Raw genomic sequence first — 18594 nt, forward strand, 5'->3', positions numbered from 1 at the left:
CCAAGTTTGCTAGCGGCTCGTTCGGATGAAGAAGTAGGCTGAGGCGCAAACGAAGAAGTAGACGACGAAGCGGCGGCTCGAACCGGGAAGGTCCGAGCCGCCGCTCGCATTTCACTCAGTCACTGGCTGGCCAGGTGATCCGAGAGACGCGTCAGTGAACTCTACTTGCCCACCGATGAACGCCTGCGCAGGAGAAGCGCCCAAGCGCCCGCTCCGACGAGTCCGCTGCCGCAGATCCCTACGAGGACCCACTGCCACCAGTCCGAACCACTCCCGTACGAGGCGGACCCGCGCTCGGGGTTGAGCAGGGCGCTCACGGGGGCAGCGGGCTTGGCGAGCGCCCGCGTCGTGGATGCTCCCGACTGCGAGGAATCCGCGAAGTCCAGACCCTCGACGCCGCTCGACTGGGAGCCGTCGGCGCTGGAAGTGCCCGATGCGTCGGAGTCGGAGCTCGCGGCCCCCGCGCCAGCCGCCGAGTTCGACGACAGCAGCGAGCCGGACACGGTCGACCCACCGGTCACCGGGGTTCCGGTCTGCCCGGCGCCCTCTCCGAGGCGCGCGCCGGCCACGGTCGGGTTCCCGATCGGCGAGTCCGGAGTGCTCGCACTTGCTGAGTGGGAGCCCGTGGACGGTGATCCGGGTGACGGGGAGGTGCCCGGCGCGGGCTGGCCGGGTCGGTGCGTGCCGGTGTTCGGGTTCGTCCAGTTCTGGTGGGACTCGGCGTTAAGCTTCGCGACGAGTTCGTCGATGGGAAGGGGTGCGCCGGGCTCCGGGCTGGGCGCAGGCTCCGGGTTTGGTGCGGGCGCGGGGTCTGGCTCAGCGCCCCTCTTGATGGCCTCGTCGCCGACGAGGAAGATCGCATGGAGCGTCTTCTCAATGGTGGAGCCGTCAGCGAGGTGCGCGGTGTAGACAAAGTCGGTCGAGTAGCGCCCAGGCTTCGTGAAGTAGAAAGCCTGGTGGTCGTGCGACCCGAAGAGGTAGTGGAGGACCATGTCGGGCTTCGTCGAGTCGAGTCGGGGCGTGAATCCCTCGAAGAGAGAGGAGACACCGGTGACGAGGCGACCGGGGCCGGTGAAGTTCCTCATCGCAACCTCGACGCCCTTGCTTGAGAGCTGCGAGTAGTCGACCCGCTGGGTTGAGAAGCCGACCCAGGGGATACCCTCGAGCTGGGTCTCGGGCAGGCTCCACACGCCCTCGGGCGCCGCAGCAGCGAGTTCGCTGTAGCCCTTCGCGCCGGCGGGGATTTTCGCATGCGTCGAGTCGGGGACGGCGTAGGCGAAGGTTCCGGAGGCACGGCGGACGGGGTGACGCGGGTCGGCGGTGTCATCGACGAAGACTTCCGCCTTTCCGTCTTTCAGGGACATCGCCTGATCCATGTGGCCTTCGGTGATGATGTGGATCGCCGAGTCGCCGGGACGGGAAGGGGTGGACGGGTTGGCGGGATCGGGTGTCGAGGGATTGCCGGGCTGAGCGCCACCGCTTGGCGGCGCGTCGGCACCCGGGTCCGCAGGGTTCGGCGAGGGCGCGGGTGAGGGCGCCTCGCCGTTGTTCTCCGCGGTGATCGCGCGCAGCGCCGAGATCGCAGCATCGCCGACGACGAAGTGAGCGGAGCGGGACTTGTAGGAGAAGTTCCCGTCCTTGTCGCGCGTTTCGATGTTGAAACCGACGGTGTAGACGCCTGGCTTCGTGAAGACGTGGGCGAGGGGAACTGCGGCTGCATCGACGGTGAAGCCGCGGTTGGGGTCGCGCGTCGTATCGAGGGTGACGTTCATCGCCCCGTTGGTGACGGTTCCCGCGATGTAGCGGCCGCCCTTGGGGCCGTCGAAGGTGTCGACGGAGTAAACGGCTGGCTCGGAGCGCAGCTCGGCGGGCATTCCGGTGAAGTCGAATCCGAGCGATCCGTGTTCGCCGGAGGTAGGCAGGACCCAGCGGTCGCCGTCGGCGGTCGTTTGCTTGAGTGAGTCAGGGATTTCGAGGATTGGTTCCCCGGGGATCGACGTGCCGTTCGCGCTCACGTCGAGGGTCACCCGCTTGATCGGCACGCCAGCCCGCACATCGTCTTTGAAGGTCCCCTTGTAGACATAGTGGGAGGGGGACGAGGGCGAGGCTGGCGCCTTCGCAGCAGAGCCGAAGAGTGCCTCGATCTGCTTGCGGGCCTCGGCCTGGGTGAAGGGGGGCTCGGGTTCGGCGGGCGTCTCCTCGGTGGAGAGCTCGCCGGAGGCAATCATCTTCTCCTTTACCTGCTCGGCAGTCGTTCTGATCGGAGTGAGGGAGGTCGTGGTGCCTGCGGGCAGACCAACCTCGTCGTCAGAGCCGACGAGCCACGTGATAGTCGAGGGCAAGGAATTAACGGCTCTCTGGGACAAGGTGGACGTGTAGGAAGCAACCATGTCGAGCCGGTAGACGCCCGCTTTCGAGAAGGTCCAGTTCCAGTGGCCGTGGGAGCCAGCCTGGAGGGAGAGCGGTGCGAGCGAGGGGTCGGAAGAGAGCCCTCGGCTCAGGGAGTTCGTTCCGATGGTGCGCCACACCTCGACGGCTCCAGGTCCGGAGGAGTTCGCGATCGAGAGCTTCACCTCGTCAAGAAGCATCCCCTCAGGCTGGGCGACCTCGTGCGCCGTGTCGAAGGCACCGATGCCAGCCCAGACGGGACGCCAGTTATCGATCTGCTCCTGAGGGGCGCGCCAGACGATGTCGCCGGGCTTACCAATGAAGTCGAAGAGGCCACCCGAGGGGACGACCATGCGCGAGACCTCCTGGGAGTCGGAGGAGCGCGCGTCGGGGGCGAGTCGGACGCAGACGGAGTTCGGGTCCTTGACGACTTTGCGCCCGTCGACAACGGTCACGGTGAAAGTCTGGTCGACACGGGTGACGTAAGCGGCGTCAACGTGCGCATGATGGAGGAGCTTGCGGCCAGCGCACACGTGGGGAACGCGACCGTCGGGCCCGGGGGTCGCCTCCGGGTCGGCGCCGGGCGAGCCCGCAGGAACCGTGAGGTCGGCGGGCACGAGGTCCCCGTAGCCGGCCTCTCCGGGCAGGTGCTCGGGATCGTCGGGCGCTCCGGGGGACGAGGGCGAGGCCTCGGCGTTGGTCGAGCCTGAGGCGTCGGAAGTGTAGCCCGTGGGAGAGACCGTCTCTGACGGGGTTGCGTGCGTCACGGGCGCGACGAGTATCGGTGCGGCGAGCAGGGCGGCCGCGGTGAGGAGGCCGGTGAACGGAAGGGTCCTCATGCGAGTGTCCTTTCTGTGGTCTGCGCCGCCGGTCGGGCGCGAAGGAGGAGTCCGCGCCCGGGCGAGAGGAGCTGGGCGAGGACGAAGAGGAGGGTCGCGACGAGGACGATCGCCGCGCCCGAGGGAATGTCGAGCGACCAGGAGGCCCAGATGCCGAGGAAGGCAGAGACGGCGCCGATGGCCGGGCCGATGAGCATCATGGGGATGACACGGTCAGTGAGGAGTCGCGCGGTCGCCGCGGGAGCGACGAGGAGCGCGAGGACGAGGACGTTCCCAATCGTCTGGATGGAGACGACGACGGCAGTCGCGATGGCGAGGTGGAGAAGCACATCAATGCGTCCGACGCGCAGGCCCGTCGAAATCGCGAAATCACGGTCGACACTGACGAGGACGATCCGGTCGTGAAAGAGGGCGAGGGCGATGCCGATCGCGACGCACGCCCCGAGAGAGATGAGGACATCGGTATTCGTCACGCCGGTGAGCGACCCGAAGAGGAGCGACTCAAGAGACCCCGTGTAGCCGGGTGTTCGAGCGACGACGACGAGGCCAAGGGCGAAAGCGGCGGCGAAGAAGACGCCGATAACGGAATCTTCGCCGACCCGGCGGTTCTGGGAGAAGACGGAAATGAGGATCGCAACGAGGATCCCGGCTGCGGCTCCTCCCAGGAGGATCGACCCCTGGAGCGCGAAGGCGATCGCGATTCCGGGGAATACGGCGTGTGAGAGTGCATCGCCCACGAAGGAGAGTCCGCGCAAGACGACGTGCGCGCCGACGAGACCGCAGACGAGTGAGGAGAGGACGGCGATAAGGAGTGCCCTGGGGAGGAAAGCGAGCGAGGGGTTCGCGAGGTCGGAGAGGAAGTCGAGGAGGCTCATCGGCGCACCATCCCGAGGGAGCGCAGGAGCGCGGAGTCCTGAGAGACGCGGAAGGTCTCCATCCACGGCTCCGGCGAGCTAAGTTCACAGGGCTCGCCCTCGGCCCTCACAGTCCCGTTGAGCATGACGAGTCGGTGGCAGATATCGACTGCCTGCCCAAGGTCGTGCGTCGACATGAGGATTCCGACTCCTAAGCGGGTGAGGTCAACGAAGAGGCGCGATAGTGCGTCTTGGTTCGGGTGGTCAAGCCCGGTGAAAGGCTCATCGAGGAGGAGCAGACGCGGCGAAGCAACGAGCGCCCGGGCGACGAGGATCCTCTGCTTCTGGCCACCCGAGGTCTCGTTGATCGTCCGGTTGCGGTACGCGTACATGCCGACAGCGTCGAGAGCCCGGTAGACGGCCTCAAGGCGCGCCGCGCCTTGAGGTGCGCGACGCCGACCGGTGAAGGCGGTCGCGACGAGCTGGGCGGCGCTCATCGGATAGTTCCAGTCGAGGTCCTGGCGCTGCGGGACGTAGCCGATGACCGAGCCACTCGCCTCGATGCTCCCGCGGTAGGGGATGAGTCCCATGATCGCGCGCATGAGCGTCGTCTTGCCAGCCCCGTTCGGTCCGATGAGGCCGACAAGCTCGCCCTCGTCGACTCGAAGGGACACATCCTCAAGGATCGTCCGCCCGCCAAGGTCGACGCGCAGGCCGGACACCTCCAGCGCGCGGCTCATCGCTGAGACCCCCGGTCGTCGCCGTCATCGGACGCTTCCGGGGTTGGCTCGACGGAGCCGGAAGCCCCGCCCTCGACGATCCTTTCAGCGGCCCGCTCGCGCTCGTGGCTACGGCGACGGGCGATGAGGACGAGCGCGACAAGGACGAGGGCTGCAACGCCGAGCCCCGCGGCGATCCACAGCGGGAGCATGGTCGAGCGGTCGAGGGGTGACGGCGAGTCGACGGGAGCGGGCGACTCAGGGGCGTTCGAGACGGTCCACTGAGCTTCGAGCGCCTTCTGCGCGTCGGTGGCGTCCCCGACGGCAAAGCGGAGGACGCGAGTGTCCTCGACAGTGGTGCCGTCGGTGAGCTGGGCCTGGAGGCTGAGGCGGATGAGGTGGATCCCCGGTTGTGTGAAGACCCAGTTCGCGTGGGTGTGCGTGTTTGCGTCAACGTGGATCGGCTGCGAGTTCGGCTTCGTCGAGTTCCACAGTTCTTGGGGGCCGGAGAAGTTTCCGGCCTGGACGAAGGCGTGGAAGTCCCCCTCGCCCTCGTGTCCCTCGAAGACGAGGGTCGCGCCCTGGGCGAGCCTGCCGACGACCTCGGGGTCCTGGGTGTTCCAGCCGAGCCACACGACGTTGGCGATCTCGGACTGGGGGACGGCCCAGACCGGGCCGTTCGCCGAGATGAAGGAGTACTGGTCGTCGTCGGCGGGCAGTTCGAGCTTCGCGGCGTCGGAGACGCGGAGGACGACGTCGTCAAGATGGCGCCAGGTCGGCGTCTGACCGGAGTCGTCGCGGGCGAGGAAGGTCCACGCGCCGTCGAGGAACTTCGGTCCGAGGTCGACGTGCCCGGCGGAGATCTCGACAGGTGTACCTTCGGGGGCGACGGTCTCGTTCGACTCGACGACCTGGGTGAGGGAAGGGTCCTGCGTCGTCGTGTCTGTGGCGAGCGAGGCGGGGGCAACGGCGATGAGAGTCGCGGCGGCGAGCGCGAGTGCGTGCGTGAGTTTCACTGGTCTCCTCGGGTGGGATTCGGGATGGGCGCCTCCGACTCGAAAGGCCAGGCGGGCAGCGAGGCGGGGTCGAGGCAGGATTTGATTGAGCGCGTGTTGAACACCATGAGGTCGAGGTAGGTGGGAACCTCGTCCGTGAGCGTGTCGGAGTGGAGCGAGCAGACGGACTTACCGGTCGTGTGCGCGAGTGCGACGAGCTCGCCGAGGTGGGAGCGGGAGGTCGGCTCGAGGAAGACTCCGGCGGCTGGCGTCTGCTCAAGGACGCGCGTCAGATTGGCGAGTTGGAGAGGCGAGGGCTCAAGGGACGGGTTCGGTGCGACAAACCCGCCGATCCGCAGCCCGTAGGCCTTCGCGTAGTAACCGAAGGAGTCGTGCGCAGTCACGAGGGCACGGCTCTTTTCAGGGATGGTGGCGACGACTTCGCGAATCCACCGGTCGAGGGCCTCAAGTTCGGCGTCGCGGGCGGTGGCGTTCGCCCGATATTCGGCCGCGCGCGAGGGATCGAGGGCAGCGAGGCGCTCGGCGACGAGGTCAGTGTAGGCAATGGCGTTCTTCACGTCGTGCCACATGTGCGGGTCGATCTCACCGTGTACGTGGGTTCCGATCACGGCCTGGGCGAGGATTCGAGCGGAGGCGCCGGGTTCGGCGAGGAATCGCCACCGGTTGTCGGGGATCGTGGTCGTCGTCGTGTCCGGGACGGCGATGACAATCCGGTCGGGGTCGAGGTCGCCCGCGGGGGCGTCTGCGCGCAGGGTCATCGAACCCTCAAGTTTCGCGGTGAGATCGGCGTGCCCGGAGTCGAGGACGCTCCGCCCGGTGGAGTGCGGGTCGACACCGACGGCGAAGACAAGAGTCTTTTCACCGAGCGGAGTATCGCCCGTCGGCGAGTGGAGCGTCGCCCGCAGGCAGAGGGAGTAGACACCGGGATCGGTGAAACCCCACGACATGTGGGTGTGAGCGTTAGTCGGGAGCTCGACGCGGTCGTTCGAGTCGATCCCATCCTTCGAGGCGATCCACGGGCGCGGTTCACCAAAGGTGCCGGTCGTGAAGGCGGCGAGGTCACCGGGGCCCGTCGCCGAGACTGCTTCGAAGGAGACGGTTGAGTCGGTTGAGGCGCGTCCGTCGACGCGCAGCCCGAGCCAGATCGTCGCAAGAGAGAGGTCCTCGACAAGGGGAATCGGACGCGCACCGAAGGGGACGGACTCTTCGCCGAGGGCGACGTGCTGGGCGCCCTTTGGGAGGTTCGCGTCGATGGAGGAGGTGAGTGCGCTCTGCTCAAGGAGCAGCCCGTTGGAGAAAGCGATGTCGGCGTGCGCAATGTCGCGGAGTGCCGCCATCGAAGGCTCGAAGGAGTGCGGATCAACGCTTGCGGGGACGAGCGTCGCGATGCGTGCTCGCGGGGCGACCGCGCGCACGAGATCAGCGATGATCGGCGTCGTCGCAACGATCCGAGGCTGCGACCCGTCATCGGCCACATCGCCGCTGCTACGTGCAACGGACTCTGATCGCGCGCCGGGAGTCTCCTCGGCAGATCCGCTGTTCGCGAGGGCGGGAGCACAGGCGCCGAGGAGCAGCGAAGGAGCGCCGATGAGGAGGGAGAGCGCGAAGGCACTCCCAGGGCGACGCGCTCGGGTGCGCCTCACCTTCTTGCCCACCGTCGTGTGGCGAGCCCAGCGAGGGCGAGGAGCGAGGCGAGGGCGACCGGGGTGGCGGCGCGCGCGCCGGTCGTCGCGAGACCGCCGGGAAGGGCCGAGCCATCGACGATCTTACCCTCGGCGCGCAGACGATCGATCGTCGCCTGGTCGAGTTCGCAGGGGCGCCCATCGGCGGTGCGGCCGACGTAGACGGTTGTTGAGCCTGAGCCGATGCCGCCGAACCAGCGGGTGCCGACGAGCGAGCCGAAGTTGCCGGACTCGAAGACGGCGAGTGAACCGGGGCCGGAGACGCCGTTGAGCGTCCAGGTAACATCGCCGGTCGTGCGGGCGAGGAGGCTGGGGTGCATCGTATTTGCACCGAGCCACGGGACGGAGGGGACCTGGCTTGAAGAGATCATCCAGATCCTCTGACCCTGCTTCGCGATGAACTCGATACCGGCGGGTGCAGTCGTCTCGGCTGCGGAACCAAGTCCGAAGACGAGGGAGGAAGGGGCGACCCAGCGCGCGGGCTGCGAGCGGTCGTCTTTGACGAGCATGGAGATCGACGAGGGGCTGGCACTCGTCCCGATGTCGAAGTGGCCGGAGTCGGCGTTTCCGGCACCGCCGACGTTGAAGGAGAGGATGCCGGAGGTCGAGACGCGGGCACCGGACTTCAGGGTCGCGGTCTGGGTGATCGAGACCTTGTAGACGCCGGGGGCGGTGAAAACCCAGTTCGGGTGGACGTGGGTGTTCGCGCGGATCGTGTGGGATCCGCCGACTGCCGTGCCACTCCCGTTCGAGGTGACGGGGGTGGGGAGGCACTGCTCGGCGGCTGGCTGTACGGGCGCTTGGGGGGCGGTGGACTGAGGCGCTGGCGCGGGGGGCGGGGTCGATCCGGTGCCGGGCGTCGACGGCTCGACGGGAGCCGACGCTCCGGGGGTGGCCTGCGCGATCGCGGTGGCGCCCACGGCGAAAGTGTAGGCGGCCGGGTCGGAGACGAGGCGCCCGTTGGGGGTATCGACCTCGCCGTGGAGAGTGAGAGAGTAGGTGCCTGCGGCTGTGAAGAGCCAGTTCGCGTGCTCGTGGGCGGGTGCGCTCTGGAGGATCGAGCGCCCGGGAGCGGCCTCAAGGGAGCCCTGCTCGAAGATCGGGGAGGTCGCGCCGAATGCGGCCGAGCGCCAGAGGAGGATGCGGCCAGGCCCGGAGACCTCGTCGATGACGAGGCGGATCGCGGTTGGGCGCAGAGGTGCGAGGGCGTTCGAGTCCCAACCGGGCCATAGGAGCGCGGGATTCTCGGACTGGGGGAGTGCGTAGCCGGCGGTTCCAACGCCCTCGATCTTTTCGGTCGCGCTCGTCTTCGCGGCGTCGGTGACGCCGAGGATCAGCTTTGCGGGGTTGTGGTAGGTCGGCGCGCCCGGGGTGGTGACGTCCTCTTTGGCGACGAGGGAGATCGTCGGCCCGTTGGGGACGAGGGCGAAGACGTCGGCGTGCCCGCGGGTGAGGAGCGCTTTCGTCGTTGATTCTCCGCTCTGTGGGTCGGGTGTGGCGATCGTCGGCGTAGCAAAGAGCGCGAGGGTGAGGAGCGCGGTGAACAGGGCGAGGAGGGGATGAATCCCGCGGTGGGTGGCGCGCATGACGAACCTTCTAGTGATAATGAGAATGGCTTGCATTACCATACAGGGTTGTCTGTGAACCGCGCAACCGCCAGCGTGAGGTCTGGATCACGCTCACCGTGTGTAAGGATGTGAGAAGAGTGATCAATGCTGTCGAGGGGGATGCCGTGCTCTATATGTGGGATGCCTTCCGAGAGTGCAACATCTAGACGCTCCTATTCGCCTCCTCCAGACCGCGGGGCGAGCCTAGGCGCGCTGTTACACCTGCGAACAACAACGACGCAATGCCTTGAACTCCTAGATCCGCTTCGACAATCACCACACACCCCACTCAGCCTGCGACAACAAACCACCCGTCACACAATTAACCAACCGCCCCGATCAATACACCTAGGGGAAAGCCGTGAGTACCATGTGATTCTTCTTTCAAACACTGTAATAATGGATCGGCAACCGCTATCGTTGGAACGCTTCATTAAAGATTGGCCGACGACAGAGTTCATTGGCGCGAAACATTTCGAAAGGTAAGAAGGTGAACTTCACGAGAACTATTCTGGGAGGAGCGACGGCTGTGGCACTCGCGCTCGCGGGCATCGCATCCCCGACCCTCGCGGCTCCGGAGAATCTTGCGCTCGGCAATACGGCGCCGCACATCTCGCCGATTTCGATCGAGTCGGACGATATGGATAAGGTCAAGGTCGCGGGAGACGATCAGTCCCGCACCGTCACCGCGCCCGAGAATACGATCCTCGACCTTACAGCCGATGTGACGGGCGATCCCGCCCCGGATCTTCAGTGGCAGATCAAAGAGAAGGGCTTGAACCAGTGGGTCGACCTCGACGATGAGACCGGCTTGGCCACGTCGATCGCCGTCACCGCTGGCACCGACGGCGCCTCGATCCGCCTGCTCGCGACGAACTCCGTCGGAACCGCCGAGTCCGGGATCGTCGAGCTCAAGCTGAAGACCGCAGAGCCCGACCCGAACCCTGGCCCAAACCCGAACCCTGGGCCGAACCCGAACCCTGGGCCGAATCCGAACCCTGGCCCGAACCCGAACCCCGGGCCGAACCCGAACCCCGGGCCGAACCCGAACCCCGCCCCGACCGTTACCCTCGAGAAGAGCTCCGTGAAGGTCGGCGAGAGCATCGAGATCGTCGGAACGGGCTTCACTGCCGGTCACGAGATCAGCGCGGTTCTCCACTCCGATCCGATCACGATTGGTACCGCAGTCGCGGACGCGCGCGGAGTTGTGCGCTTCTCGTACACGATTCCCGCGACGACGCCGGCCGGATCCCATGAGATTATCCTCACCGATGTGGCGACCGGGGCCAGCACCAAGGCGCCTCTCCTCGTCGAGGCCGCAACGACCAAGAAGGGTCGCGGGCTTGCCAAGACCGGCGCCGATGTGGCGGGTCTTATGGCTCTCATCGCGCTCTTCGCCACGACTGGAGCCGTTGTTTCGACGCGAGCCAAGCGCAGGAGCTGAGCAAGTAGTCGCAAAAAGCGGTGTGAGCGGGTCGCCCCTCGGGGCGACCCGCTTCGTCATGCGCGGAGCATTGCCAGATTTGTGAGTGTTTGGCGGTGCGCAGCAGAGCATTGTGACCCGCCAACCGAGCCCTCACCTGCCCCGATTCACTAGCGTGTCGCACGCGCCACCAGGTACCGTGTAAGTATCCGCATGTCATGGAGCAAACGGAGTCGTCAGTGCTGACCGCAAGTGCCAATTTCTTGGTGAGGTTCCACCACCTGATCTTTGCCATCATGGTGGTGGCGACCGGTGTGTGCGCTGTCTTGACTCCCAGGGTTGGCGTCATCAATGACATGGTGGAGTTCCTGCCCGCGACCTCCCAGATGCGTGCCGGCACCGACATTATGGAGGCTGAGTTCCCCGGCTCCATAGACACGTCGTCGACGCGTGTCATGTTCACCGGCCTGACAGCTTCCCAAGAAGAGTCGACTTTGGCGAAGCTTCAGGCGATCCCGAATGTTGATTCGGTGGCCTACGAGGCTCGGACTGAGGATTCAGACGGGATTTATCACCAGGGCGATCACACTCTGTTCATTGTTGAATCCAAGCATGCTTATGGGTCGGCAGAAGATGCGGCGATCCAGCAGGCACTCACCGATCAATTCGCGACCAAGGGTGCGTTGATTGAGTCGGATAACCCGTCACCGACCTCAGAGCTTCCATTGTGGATCGTGATGGTTGCTGTTGGTTTGCTTGCACTGATCCTGTTTGCGATGTGCGCGTCCTGGCTTGAGCCGATTCTGTTCTTGGTCACGATAGGTATGGCCGTTGTCCTGAATTTGGGGACGAACCTGATTCGTGGGTCGATTGCAGATGTGACTTTCACGATCGGAGCGATCCTTCAGCTGGTCTTGTCCATGGATTATTCGATCATCCTGATGAATCGCTACCGCCAGGAGAAGACTCCTGATGGCTCGCGCCCAGAGGCGATGGTGCGCGCAATTCGAGGGGCTTTTTCGTCGATCGTTTCTTCGTCGATGACCACGGTTGTTGGCCTGCTGATGCTCTGTTTCATGTCTTTGCTGATCGGCATGGATTTGGGTATTGCTTTGGCCAAGGGCGTGTTCTTGTCGATGGTGAGCGTGTTTACGATTTTGCCGACGCTGATCCTGTGGTGCGATAAGGCGATTGAGAAGACCGCGAAGCCTTATCTTCGGGCAAACTTTCATCCTCTTGCCCGGTTCGAATATAAAGCTCGTATTCCGATCCTCGTCGCCTTCATTGCTTTATTCGCTGGCGGTGGTGCGATGGCCGGAGGCACGCCGGTAGCGTACACGCTGGCGAAGGCGGATCCGATTGCGGATGTTTTCGAGAAGGAAAACTCGATTGTTCTTCTGTATCGCAATGGCGATGATGCGATTGCGGGCCAGCTAGCTGAGCGTATTTCCGATACTGATGGGGTTCGTTCTGTCATGTCTCAACCGACGACGATCGGACGCCAGCGTTCCGTCGACGATATGTCTGTTGCCCTGAGCGAAATGGGGAATGAGGACCTGAGTTTCGACTCGGACTTGCTGTCTCTAGTCTACTTCTTAGCGCATGACGGCCAAGCAACTGAGCGTATGAGTCTGCCGGCGTTCATTTCTTTCATTCGCAATAATCGACTGATCGTGTCACGCACGGATGAAGACACGTTGAATTCGCTGGCGCAGCTGGAGCCCTATCTTGACCGTGATGCTCTGTTGGGGGTGCGAGGCCCCGCAGATTTGGCGAACTTCCTGGGGATGAGCGAATCGGAGGCGCGCGGAATCTACCTGTATCACGCGATCTCGAACCCAAGTATTTCAGCCGATTCGATGACGCTTGGCCAGTTCGCTGACTTCATTGTCAACGATTTGCCGAACACTCAATACGCGCCCATGGTCAGTGGCGATGCGCGAGCCCAAGCGGAAAATCTGCAACGTTTTACCGATGCTCAGGCGATGACTACTCCTATTTATTCGGAACAGATGGCGAATCTGCTGGGTGTTGATTCGTCGCAGGTGCGCCTGCTCTACGCGAAGAAGAAAGCTGAAGCGGGGGAGTACGCGAACGATTCGCGAACACTGAGGGCTTATGTTGAAGCGCTCAACGCGGTTGCAACAAACGAACCGCAGGTCAGTGCCCAAATGGGGGAGAGGGCAGCGCAGCTGGCAAGCCTGATGGCATTGACTGATACCGCAACGCTCGCTACGCCGATGGATGCGCAGGGGCTGGCTCAGTTCCTGTCAATGGAGCCCGAACAGGTGGGGCAGATCCTTGCGATGCGCGCCATGCTTTCGGGTCAAGACCCTGCAACCGCGACTACGGCCAGCCCGTGGGAGATGATCGATTTCCTGAACACGCAGGGAGACGCATCCCCGCTGGCGGGCTCTCTGACCGACGACCAAAAAGCGGGCATCGAGCAGATGTATCAGATCGCTTCCCTTGCTCTGTCCGGTCAGCAGATCCCACTGTCGACGTTCGCGTCCATCGTGTCGATGAACTCGGCTCAGCTTCAGTTGGTCATGGCGATTGCGGACTCGCCCGCGCATGCGACCGACTGGCTCTACACGCCGCAGATGATTGCCTCTGACTTGGCGAATGACTCGTCTCTGTCAGAACAACAGCGAGCCGAGGTCTCCACCTTGCGTTCGATCATCGATGCTTCGGTTGCGGGTACCCACTTTACGCCCAGGCAATTGGCGAATTTCCTCGGCATGGACGCCAGCCAAGTTCGTCAGCTTTCCTTGCTCCACACCTCGATGCACGGCGATACGAGTTCGTGGAATATGAGCGCCTATGACGCCGTGAGCTTCATCCTCGACACGATGGCGTACGACCCTCAAACCTCCGGGAATTTCAGTGAAAGCCAGGTGAGCCAGCTGAGTGCCCTGCGTCAGGTCATGCGCGCTGTCGTTGATGACAGTCAGCTGAACCCAACTGAGATGACGAGCCTGCTGGGACAGCTTTCGGCGCTGACCGCTTCAAGTCGCTCGCTCGATACGAACCATGTCGCGCTTGCCTACCTGGTTCATGGCGCACAAAGAGCAACTGATCGAGGTGAAACCGCTGGTCAGACTCTGTCGATCGCACAATTGGTGGACACGCTGAATACGCAGATTTTGGATGATGCGCGCTTTGCTTCGTTCATTGATGACAAGACGCGCACGGCAATCACCGACGCGTCACACCAGATCCGACAGGCCAGAATTCAACTGGTCGGGGACACCTGGTCGCGGATGGTCATCACTACGACCCTGCCTGAAGAATCCGATGCGACCGAAGCGTTGATCGGCCAACTGGAATCGGCGTGCGCAGAGGATCTGGGCGGGAACTGCTACCTGGTCGGCAACTCGGTGTTGGTGCACGAGCTCAAGTCGTCTTTCGATTCGGAAATGAGTCTGATCCAGTGGCTGACTGCCGGCTCGATCTTTCTTGTCATCGCGCTGACCTTCCTGTCGCTGTCGGTTCCGCTGCTACTGGTTCTGCTGGTTCAGTGCGGCGTTTTCCTGACGATTGCCACGATCGGCCTGCAGGGATACGACAACTACTATTTGGCTCAGCTGATGGTGCAGTGCATTTTGATGGGTGCGACGATCGACTACGGCATCCTGCTGACAAGCCAGTATCGCGAGGCCCGGAAAGAACTTGATATCCGCCATGCGCTGGCTCGCGCATACGACAATTCGATGCACACGATCGCAACGTCCGGGTCGATCATGATTCTCGTGACTGGCATTCTTGGCTTCCTGTTTGAGAACCCGACGATCGCGCAGATCTGTCGCACCATTTCGATTGGCGCGTTGTGTGCGTCCGTGCTGATTATCTTTGTCCTGCCGGCATTACTTGCTTTGGGGGATAGGTTCTTCGCCGGCCGTGAGCGCCTGCGCTAAGACACAACGAGAAACCCTACGATTCTCTCAATAAAATGAGGGTATGAACATCCTGCTGGTTGCCGTTGTCGCGTTGATTACTATCGCTTTTGCTGCGCAGGTGTCGCAGAAAGTGGGCGTGGCGTCACCGCTGATATTGCTTGCACTGGGTATCGCAATCGGCTTTCTACCATGGGTTGATCCAATCGAGTTGGAACCCGATCTGATCCTCGAAGTCATCGTGCCCCCGCTCCTGTTCGCGGCCGCAGTGTCGATGCCAATCATGGATTTCCGGCGCGAACTCAGATTGGTTGCAGCCCTTGCAATCGGCTTGGTGATCATCAGCGCTTTGGTCATCGGTTTCGTCTTGAACTGGCTGGTCCCAGCTATTTCGCTCCCGTGGGCAATTGCGCTGGGCGCGGTGCTCTCGCCGACTGACGCGGTCGCCGTGTCGATTGCGAAGAAACAAGGTGTCGCTCCACGCATCATCACCATCTTGGAGGGCGAGGGCCTATTCAATGACGCGACGGCACTTGTCCTGCTGTCGTCGGCAACGTCGGCCGCACTGTTGGTTGACGCGGATGCCCTCAACCCCGCGAACCTGTTGAGCGATTTTGTTATCGCGCTACTGATCGCCGTTGCTGTTGGCTGGGTGGTAGGCGAAGTCGGTATCCGCGTGCGTTCGAAGATTAAACAGCCTGCAGCAGACACCGTCTTTTCGTTCGCGATGCCGTTCATTGCCTCGATCCCCGCTGAACACTTGGGTGGTTCAGGCTTGGTCGCGGCCGTCGTCGCGGGTTTGATCGTTTCCTACAACCGCAACGTGCGTATGCCTGCTCTGAACAGGCGATTCTCTGAGCAGAACTGGCACACAGTGGAGTTGGTTTTGGAAGGCTTCGTCTTCCTGATCATAGGCATCCAAGCCTTCGGCATCTTCGAAAAGGTTGAGGAAGGCCAGATCGGCCTCGGCTACGCCCTGCTCCTCGCCCTGCTTCTTGGCCTCATCACGGTTGTTGTTCGCACACTCTTCCTTGCGCCTCTCTTGGCTTTCTTGAACCACCGTCAAACGCATACTCGCGCGCGAATGGAACGTGACGAAGAACGCCTGCGTCTGCACGAAGAGCGCCTAGCGCACGCGTGCGACGTTGATCCGGAGCTCCTTGAAGCCCGAAACATGAGCCCCGACCAATGGAATGTAGCTGTTGAACGCTGGCACCGCAAGGTCGAACGCGGGTGGCGACAACATAGGCGTCGCGGAAACGACTTGGAATACTTCAACGCCCAACCCCTGGGCGTGCGCGAGGGGTCGATTCTGGTGTGGGCAGGCATGCGAGGCGCCGTCACGCTGGCGGCCGCTCAGACCCTGCCTTTCGCGACCCCGATGCGTAACGTCCTCCTGCTGATCGCACTGGTCGTGGCCGGCGGTTCGTTGGTGCTACAGGGCTTGACCCTGCCGTGGGTAATCCGCTTGGTGAAGCCTCAGATGGCAGCAGATGCAGTGAATGAACAAGAACGCGAGCACCTCCTCCACGTCATGCACTCCTCTCTCAAAGAGAGCGCTCTGGCAGAGGCCCTGCATTCTTCCGCTTTCAAGACACCCATGCCTTTCGGTGGGGTAATCGGAGCGACCAGCATCCAAGCGAGCGTCACAGACGGAGCGTCAGAAACTGCTCCCACTGGTGAAACCGACGGGCGTGACCTGGTGCCCGCCAGCTCCAATTCGGAGATGATGCCCGAGCAACGTGCCCTCACCATCGAACAGATACGAGTCCTTGCCCTCGAAGCGATCCGCGAACAGCGTCAAGCTCTGCTCGAAGCACGTAATGAAGGCGTGTTCTCATCCGACGCCCTCGAAACGGCAATGAAGCGCCTGGACCAAGAAGAAATCATGCTCAACATCGGCTAAATCTACCGATCAGTTGCAACCCAGACCTCGTCGAAGCCCTGCAAAGTGAGTAATTCGACGCGTAGACGCGGGGGAGTAGGCGTGTTTCACGCTTGCAACAACTGAATTCGTCCATGGTCGGCGCGATACTTGAAGGCAGAAAGCTACTAGGAGGTCTTCATGCCAACCCCGACCACTGTCACAACCAATGCGTCCGTCGGCGTCCTTATCGCACCCGGACTAGAGGAAGTGGAAGCGCTCGCGGTCGTCGATTGTCTGTATCGGGCGGGAGTGCGCGCTGACCTGATTGCCGTTCCGGCACCAGACAACCAGGCCGTAGAAGAACCTCGTTCCAATCCTTTTGCTAGCGCACCGTCGTTGCCGTCGACTACCCGTTCCCTGTCCGTCACGTCGTCGCACGGCATCACATTGGTGTGTGACCTGCATCTTGATGACGCAGACCTGTCTGAATACACCGTGCTGTTCCTGCCCGGAGGTATGCCGGGCACCGTGAACCTTGAAGAAAACACGAAGATTCGTGAAGAGATTGCTCGTCGCATCGCCTTCGGCGAGCCTGTCGCTGCAATTTGCGCGGCTCCTTCGATCTTGGCTCACGCTGGATTCCTCGACGGTCGAAACGCGACGGCGAACCCGGGCTTTATGAAGGACCTCGAAATGGGCGGGGCGCACGCTCTGACCGATTCGGTTGTCGTGGACGGCAACGTGTTCACGTCGCGCGGAATGGGGACGGCTATCCAGCTTGGTCTGAGCCTCGTGAACCATTTGCTGGGCGAAGAGGCCGCTAAGGCGGTTGAAATCGCAATCGTGAAACAGGACGACTGACATGAACGGCACTTTGTTGCAGGGGTTTTCGTGGTACTTGCCCAATGACGGCTCGCATTGGCGTTCGATTGCTGATCGGGCGCAGAACCTGTCTGACCTGGGAGTCAGCGCCGTGTGGTTGCCTCCGGCATATAAGGGCCAGGCGGGCATCAATGACGTCGGATACGGCGTGTATGACCTGTGGGATTTGGGGGAGTTTGACCAGAAGGGTGCTGTTCGTACGAAGTATGGGACGCGCGAAGAGTATCTGGAGGCTATCCAGGCCTTGCACGCTCACGGGATCCAAGTGCTTGCAGACACGGTTCTCAACCACAAGATGGGCGCAGACGCGTCAGAAACGGTAACCGCAACCCCGATCGATCAGCAGAATCGCACCATTGAAGTCGGCAACCCTGAACAGATCCAGGTCTGGACGCGATTCACGTTCCCAGGTCGCGCTGGCGCGTACTCGGATTTTGAATGGGACTGGACGTGTTTTCACGGGACCGACTGGGATGAAGCGACCGGGCGCAAGGGGCTCTGGCTGTTCGAAGGTAAAAAGTGGGACGAAAACGTCGATGACGAGTTCGGTAACTTTGACTACCTGATGGGCACCGACGTCCACCTGACCGATCCCAAAGTCATGGATCACCTGGTCGAATGGGGATCCTGGTATCTCGAAACAACGGGTGTTGACGGCCTGCGTATGGATGCGTTGAAACATATGGGACGCGACTTCACGATGGCATGGCTCGACCGCATGCGTGATGTTTCCGGCAAGGAGCTCTTCACGGTCGGCGAATACTGGAGCGCTGACCTTGGTGAACTGCGGGCGTTCATTGGTGATGATCGCCGACTGAGCCTGTTCGATGTCCCGCTCCACTTCAACTTTCATCACGCGTCGCGCGCCAATGGCGCCTTCGACATGGGCGGAATCTTCAATGGCACGCTGGTGGATGCAGACCCCACGATGGCAGTCACCTTCGTGGAGAATCATGACACTCAGGATGGGCAATCGCTGGCGTCGCCGGTCGATAGTTGGTTCAAGCCCGCAGCCTATGCGCTGATCCTTCTTCGCGAGGCCGGCTACCCCTGCGTATTCCACGCCGACCTATTTGGAGCCGAAGGTGAGCATCCTATTGCTCCGGTTGAAGGCCTAGAAACCCTGATGAAGCTACGTAAGACGCACGCGTACGGTGTCCAGTGGGATGCGTTCGACGATTCTCACGTGGTCGGTTGGGCGAGACAAGGGCAGGCGGATGACGCCAGTGACGGTGTTGGCGTTGTTGTTTCTGATTCTGGCAAAAGCGCAAAGACCCTGAATGTGGGAGCTCAACATACTGGTCAGGTCTGGGAGTGCGTGATCGGCGGATGTGAACCCGTCCAGATCGGTGACGATGGTTTTGCTTTGTTCCCGGTTCCAGATTCCGGATTGTCCGTCTATTCTCCGAAGGGAGTCTGAC

Annotated in this window: 11 protein-coding genes; 5 read left to right on the plus strand and 6 right to left on the minus strand. The window is 62.7% G+C overall.

The window, feature by feature from the left end; genetic code table 11:
• Nucleotides 1–161: 161 nt before the first annotated feature.
• From QP109_RS00140 to QP109_RS00165, 6 genes are all read right to left on the minus strand, one after another.
• The gene (locus QP109_RS00140; protein ID WP_285022551.1) at nucleotides 162–2921 is read right to left on the minus strand and encodes a choice-of-anchor M domain-containing protein; all 2760 of its coding nucleotides are present in this window, start codon (nucleotides 2919–2921) and stop codon (nucleotides 162–164) included.
• 302 nt (nucleotides 2922–3223) lie between these two features.
• Nucleotides 3224–4102, minus strand: a complete 879-nt coding sequence (locus tag QP109_RS00145) for an anchored repeat-type ABC transporter permease subunit (protein ID WP_285022552.1) — start codon at nucleotides 4100–4102, stop codon at nucleotides 3224–3226.
• Nucleotides 4099–4821, minus strand: coding sequence for a metal ABC transporter ATP-binding protein (locus QP109_RS00150; protein ID WP_285022553.1), 723 nt, complete (start codon nucleotides 4819–4821; stop codon nucleotides 4099–4101). Before QP109_RS00150 ends, QP109_RS00145 begins: the two co-directional genes overlap by 4 nt.
• Nucleotides 4818–5816: a choice-of-anchor M domain-containing protein gene (locus QP109_RS00155; protein WP_285022554.1), complete on the minus strand. Its 999-nt coding sequence runs from the start codon at nucleotides 5814–5816 to the stop codon at nucleotides 4818–4820. The genes QP109_RS00150 and QP109_RS00155 overlap by 4 nt, the downstream gene beginning before the upstream one ends.
• Nucleotides 5813–7459 (minus strand): anchored repeat ABC transporter, substrate-binding protein, encoded by a 1647-nt coding sequence (locus tag QP109_RS00160; protein WP_285022556.1) that lies wholly within the window; start codon nucleotides 7457–7459, stop codon nucleotides 5813–5815. Before QP109_RS00160 ends, QP109_RS00155 begins: the two co-directional genes overlap by 4 nt.
• The gene (locus tag QP109_RS00165) at nucleotides 7456–9126 is read right to left on the minus strand and encodes a choice-of-anchor M domain-containing protein (RefSeq protein WP_285022557.1); all 1671 of its coding nucleotides are present in this window, start codon (nucleotides 9124–9126) and stop codon (nucleotides 7456–7458) included. The genes QP109_RS00160 and QP109_RS00165 overlap by 4 nt, the downstream gene beginning before the upstream one ends.
• Nucleotides 9127–9634: 508 nt before the next feature.
• Here QP109_RS00165 and QP109_RS00175 point away from each other — a divergent pair.
• From QP109_RS00175 to QP109_RS00195, 5 genes are all read left to right on the plus strand, one after another.
• Nucleotides 9635–10549: an immunoglobulin domain-containing protein gene (locus QP109_RS00175; protein ID WP_285022558.1), complete on the plus strand. Its 915-nt coding sequence runs from the start codon at nucleotides 9635–9637 to the stop codon at nucleotides 10547–10549.
• A gap of 245 nt (nucleotides 10550–10794) precedes the next feature.
• Nucleotides 10795–14445, plus strand: a complete 3651-nt coding sequence (locus QP109_RS00180; RefSeq protein WP_285022559.1) for an efflux RND transporter permease subunit — start codon at nucleotides 10795–10797, stop codon at nucleotides 14443–14445.
• Nucleotides 14446–14488: 43 nt separating this feature from the next.
• Complete coding sequence (locus tag QP109_RS00185; protein ID WP_285022560.1) at nucleotides 14489–16330, plus strand: cation:proton antiporter; 1842 nt, start codon at nucleotides 14489–14491, stop codon at nucleotides 16328–16330.
• A gap of 159 nt (nucleotides 16331–16489) precedes the next feature.
• Nucleotides 16490–17152 carry a DJ-1/PfpI family protein gene (locus tag QP109_RS00190; RefSeq protein ID WP_285022561.1) on the plus strand — a complete coding sequence of 221 codons (663 nt, stop codon included), beginning with the start codon at nucleotides 16490–16492 and terminating at the stop codon, nucleotides 17150–17152.
• 1 nt (nucleotide 17153) lies between these two features.
• Nucleotides 17154–18593, plus strand: coding sequence for an alpha-amylase (locus QP109_RS00195; protein ID WP_285022562.1), 1440 nt, complete (start codon nucleotides 17154–17156; stop codon nucleotides 18591–18593).
• Nucleotide 18594 lies beyond the last annotated feature (1 nt).

The organism is Pauljensenia sp. UMB9872, assembly GCF_030212665.1.
GTDB lineage: Bacteria > Actinomycetota > Actinomycetes > Actinomycetales > Actinomycetaceae > Pauljensenia > Pauljensenia turicensis_B.

Bases quoted from the DNA above. Each gene is read 5' to 3' on its own strand.
- QP109_RS00145 (WP_285022552.1), bottom strand. From the start codon at position 4,102: ATGAGCCTCCTCGACTTCCTCTCCGACCTCGCGAACCCCTCGCTCGCT.
- QP109_RS00150 (WP_285022553.1), bottom strand. From the start codon at position 4,821: ATGAGCCGCGCGCTGGAGGTGTCCGGCCTGCGCGTCGACCTTGGCGGG.
- QP109_RS00165 (WP_285022557.1), bottom strand. From the start codon at position 9,126: ATGGTAATGCAAGCCATTCTCATTATCACTAGAAGGTTCGTCATGCGC.
- QP109_RS00185 (WP_285022560.1), top strand. From the start codon at position 14,489: ATGAACATCCTGCTGGTTGCCGTTGTCGCGTTGATTACTATCGCTTTT.
- QP109_RS00190 (WP_285022561.1), top strand. From the start codon at position 16,490: ATGCCAACCCCGACCACTGTCACAACCAATGCGTCCGTCGGCGTCCTT.
- QP109_RS00195 (WP_285022562.1), top strand. From the start codon at position 17,154: ATGAACGGCACTTTGTTGCAGGGGTTTTCGTGGTACTTGCCCAATGAC.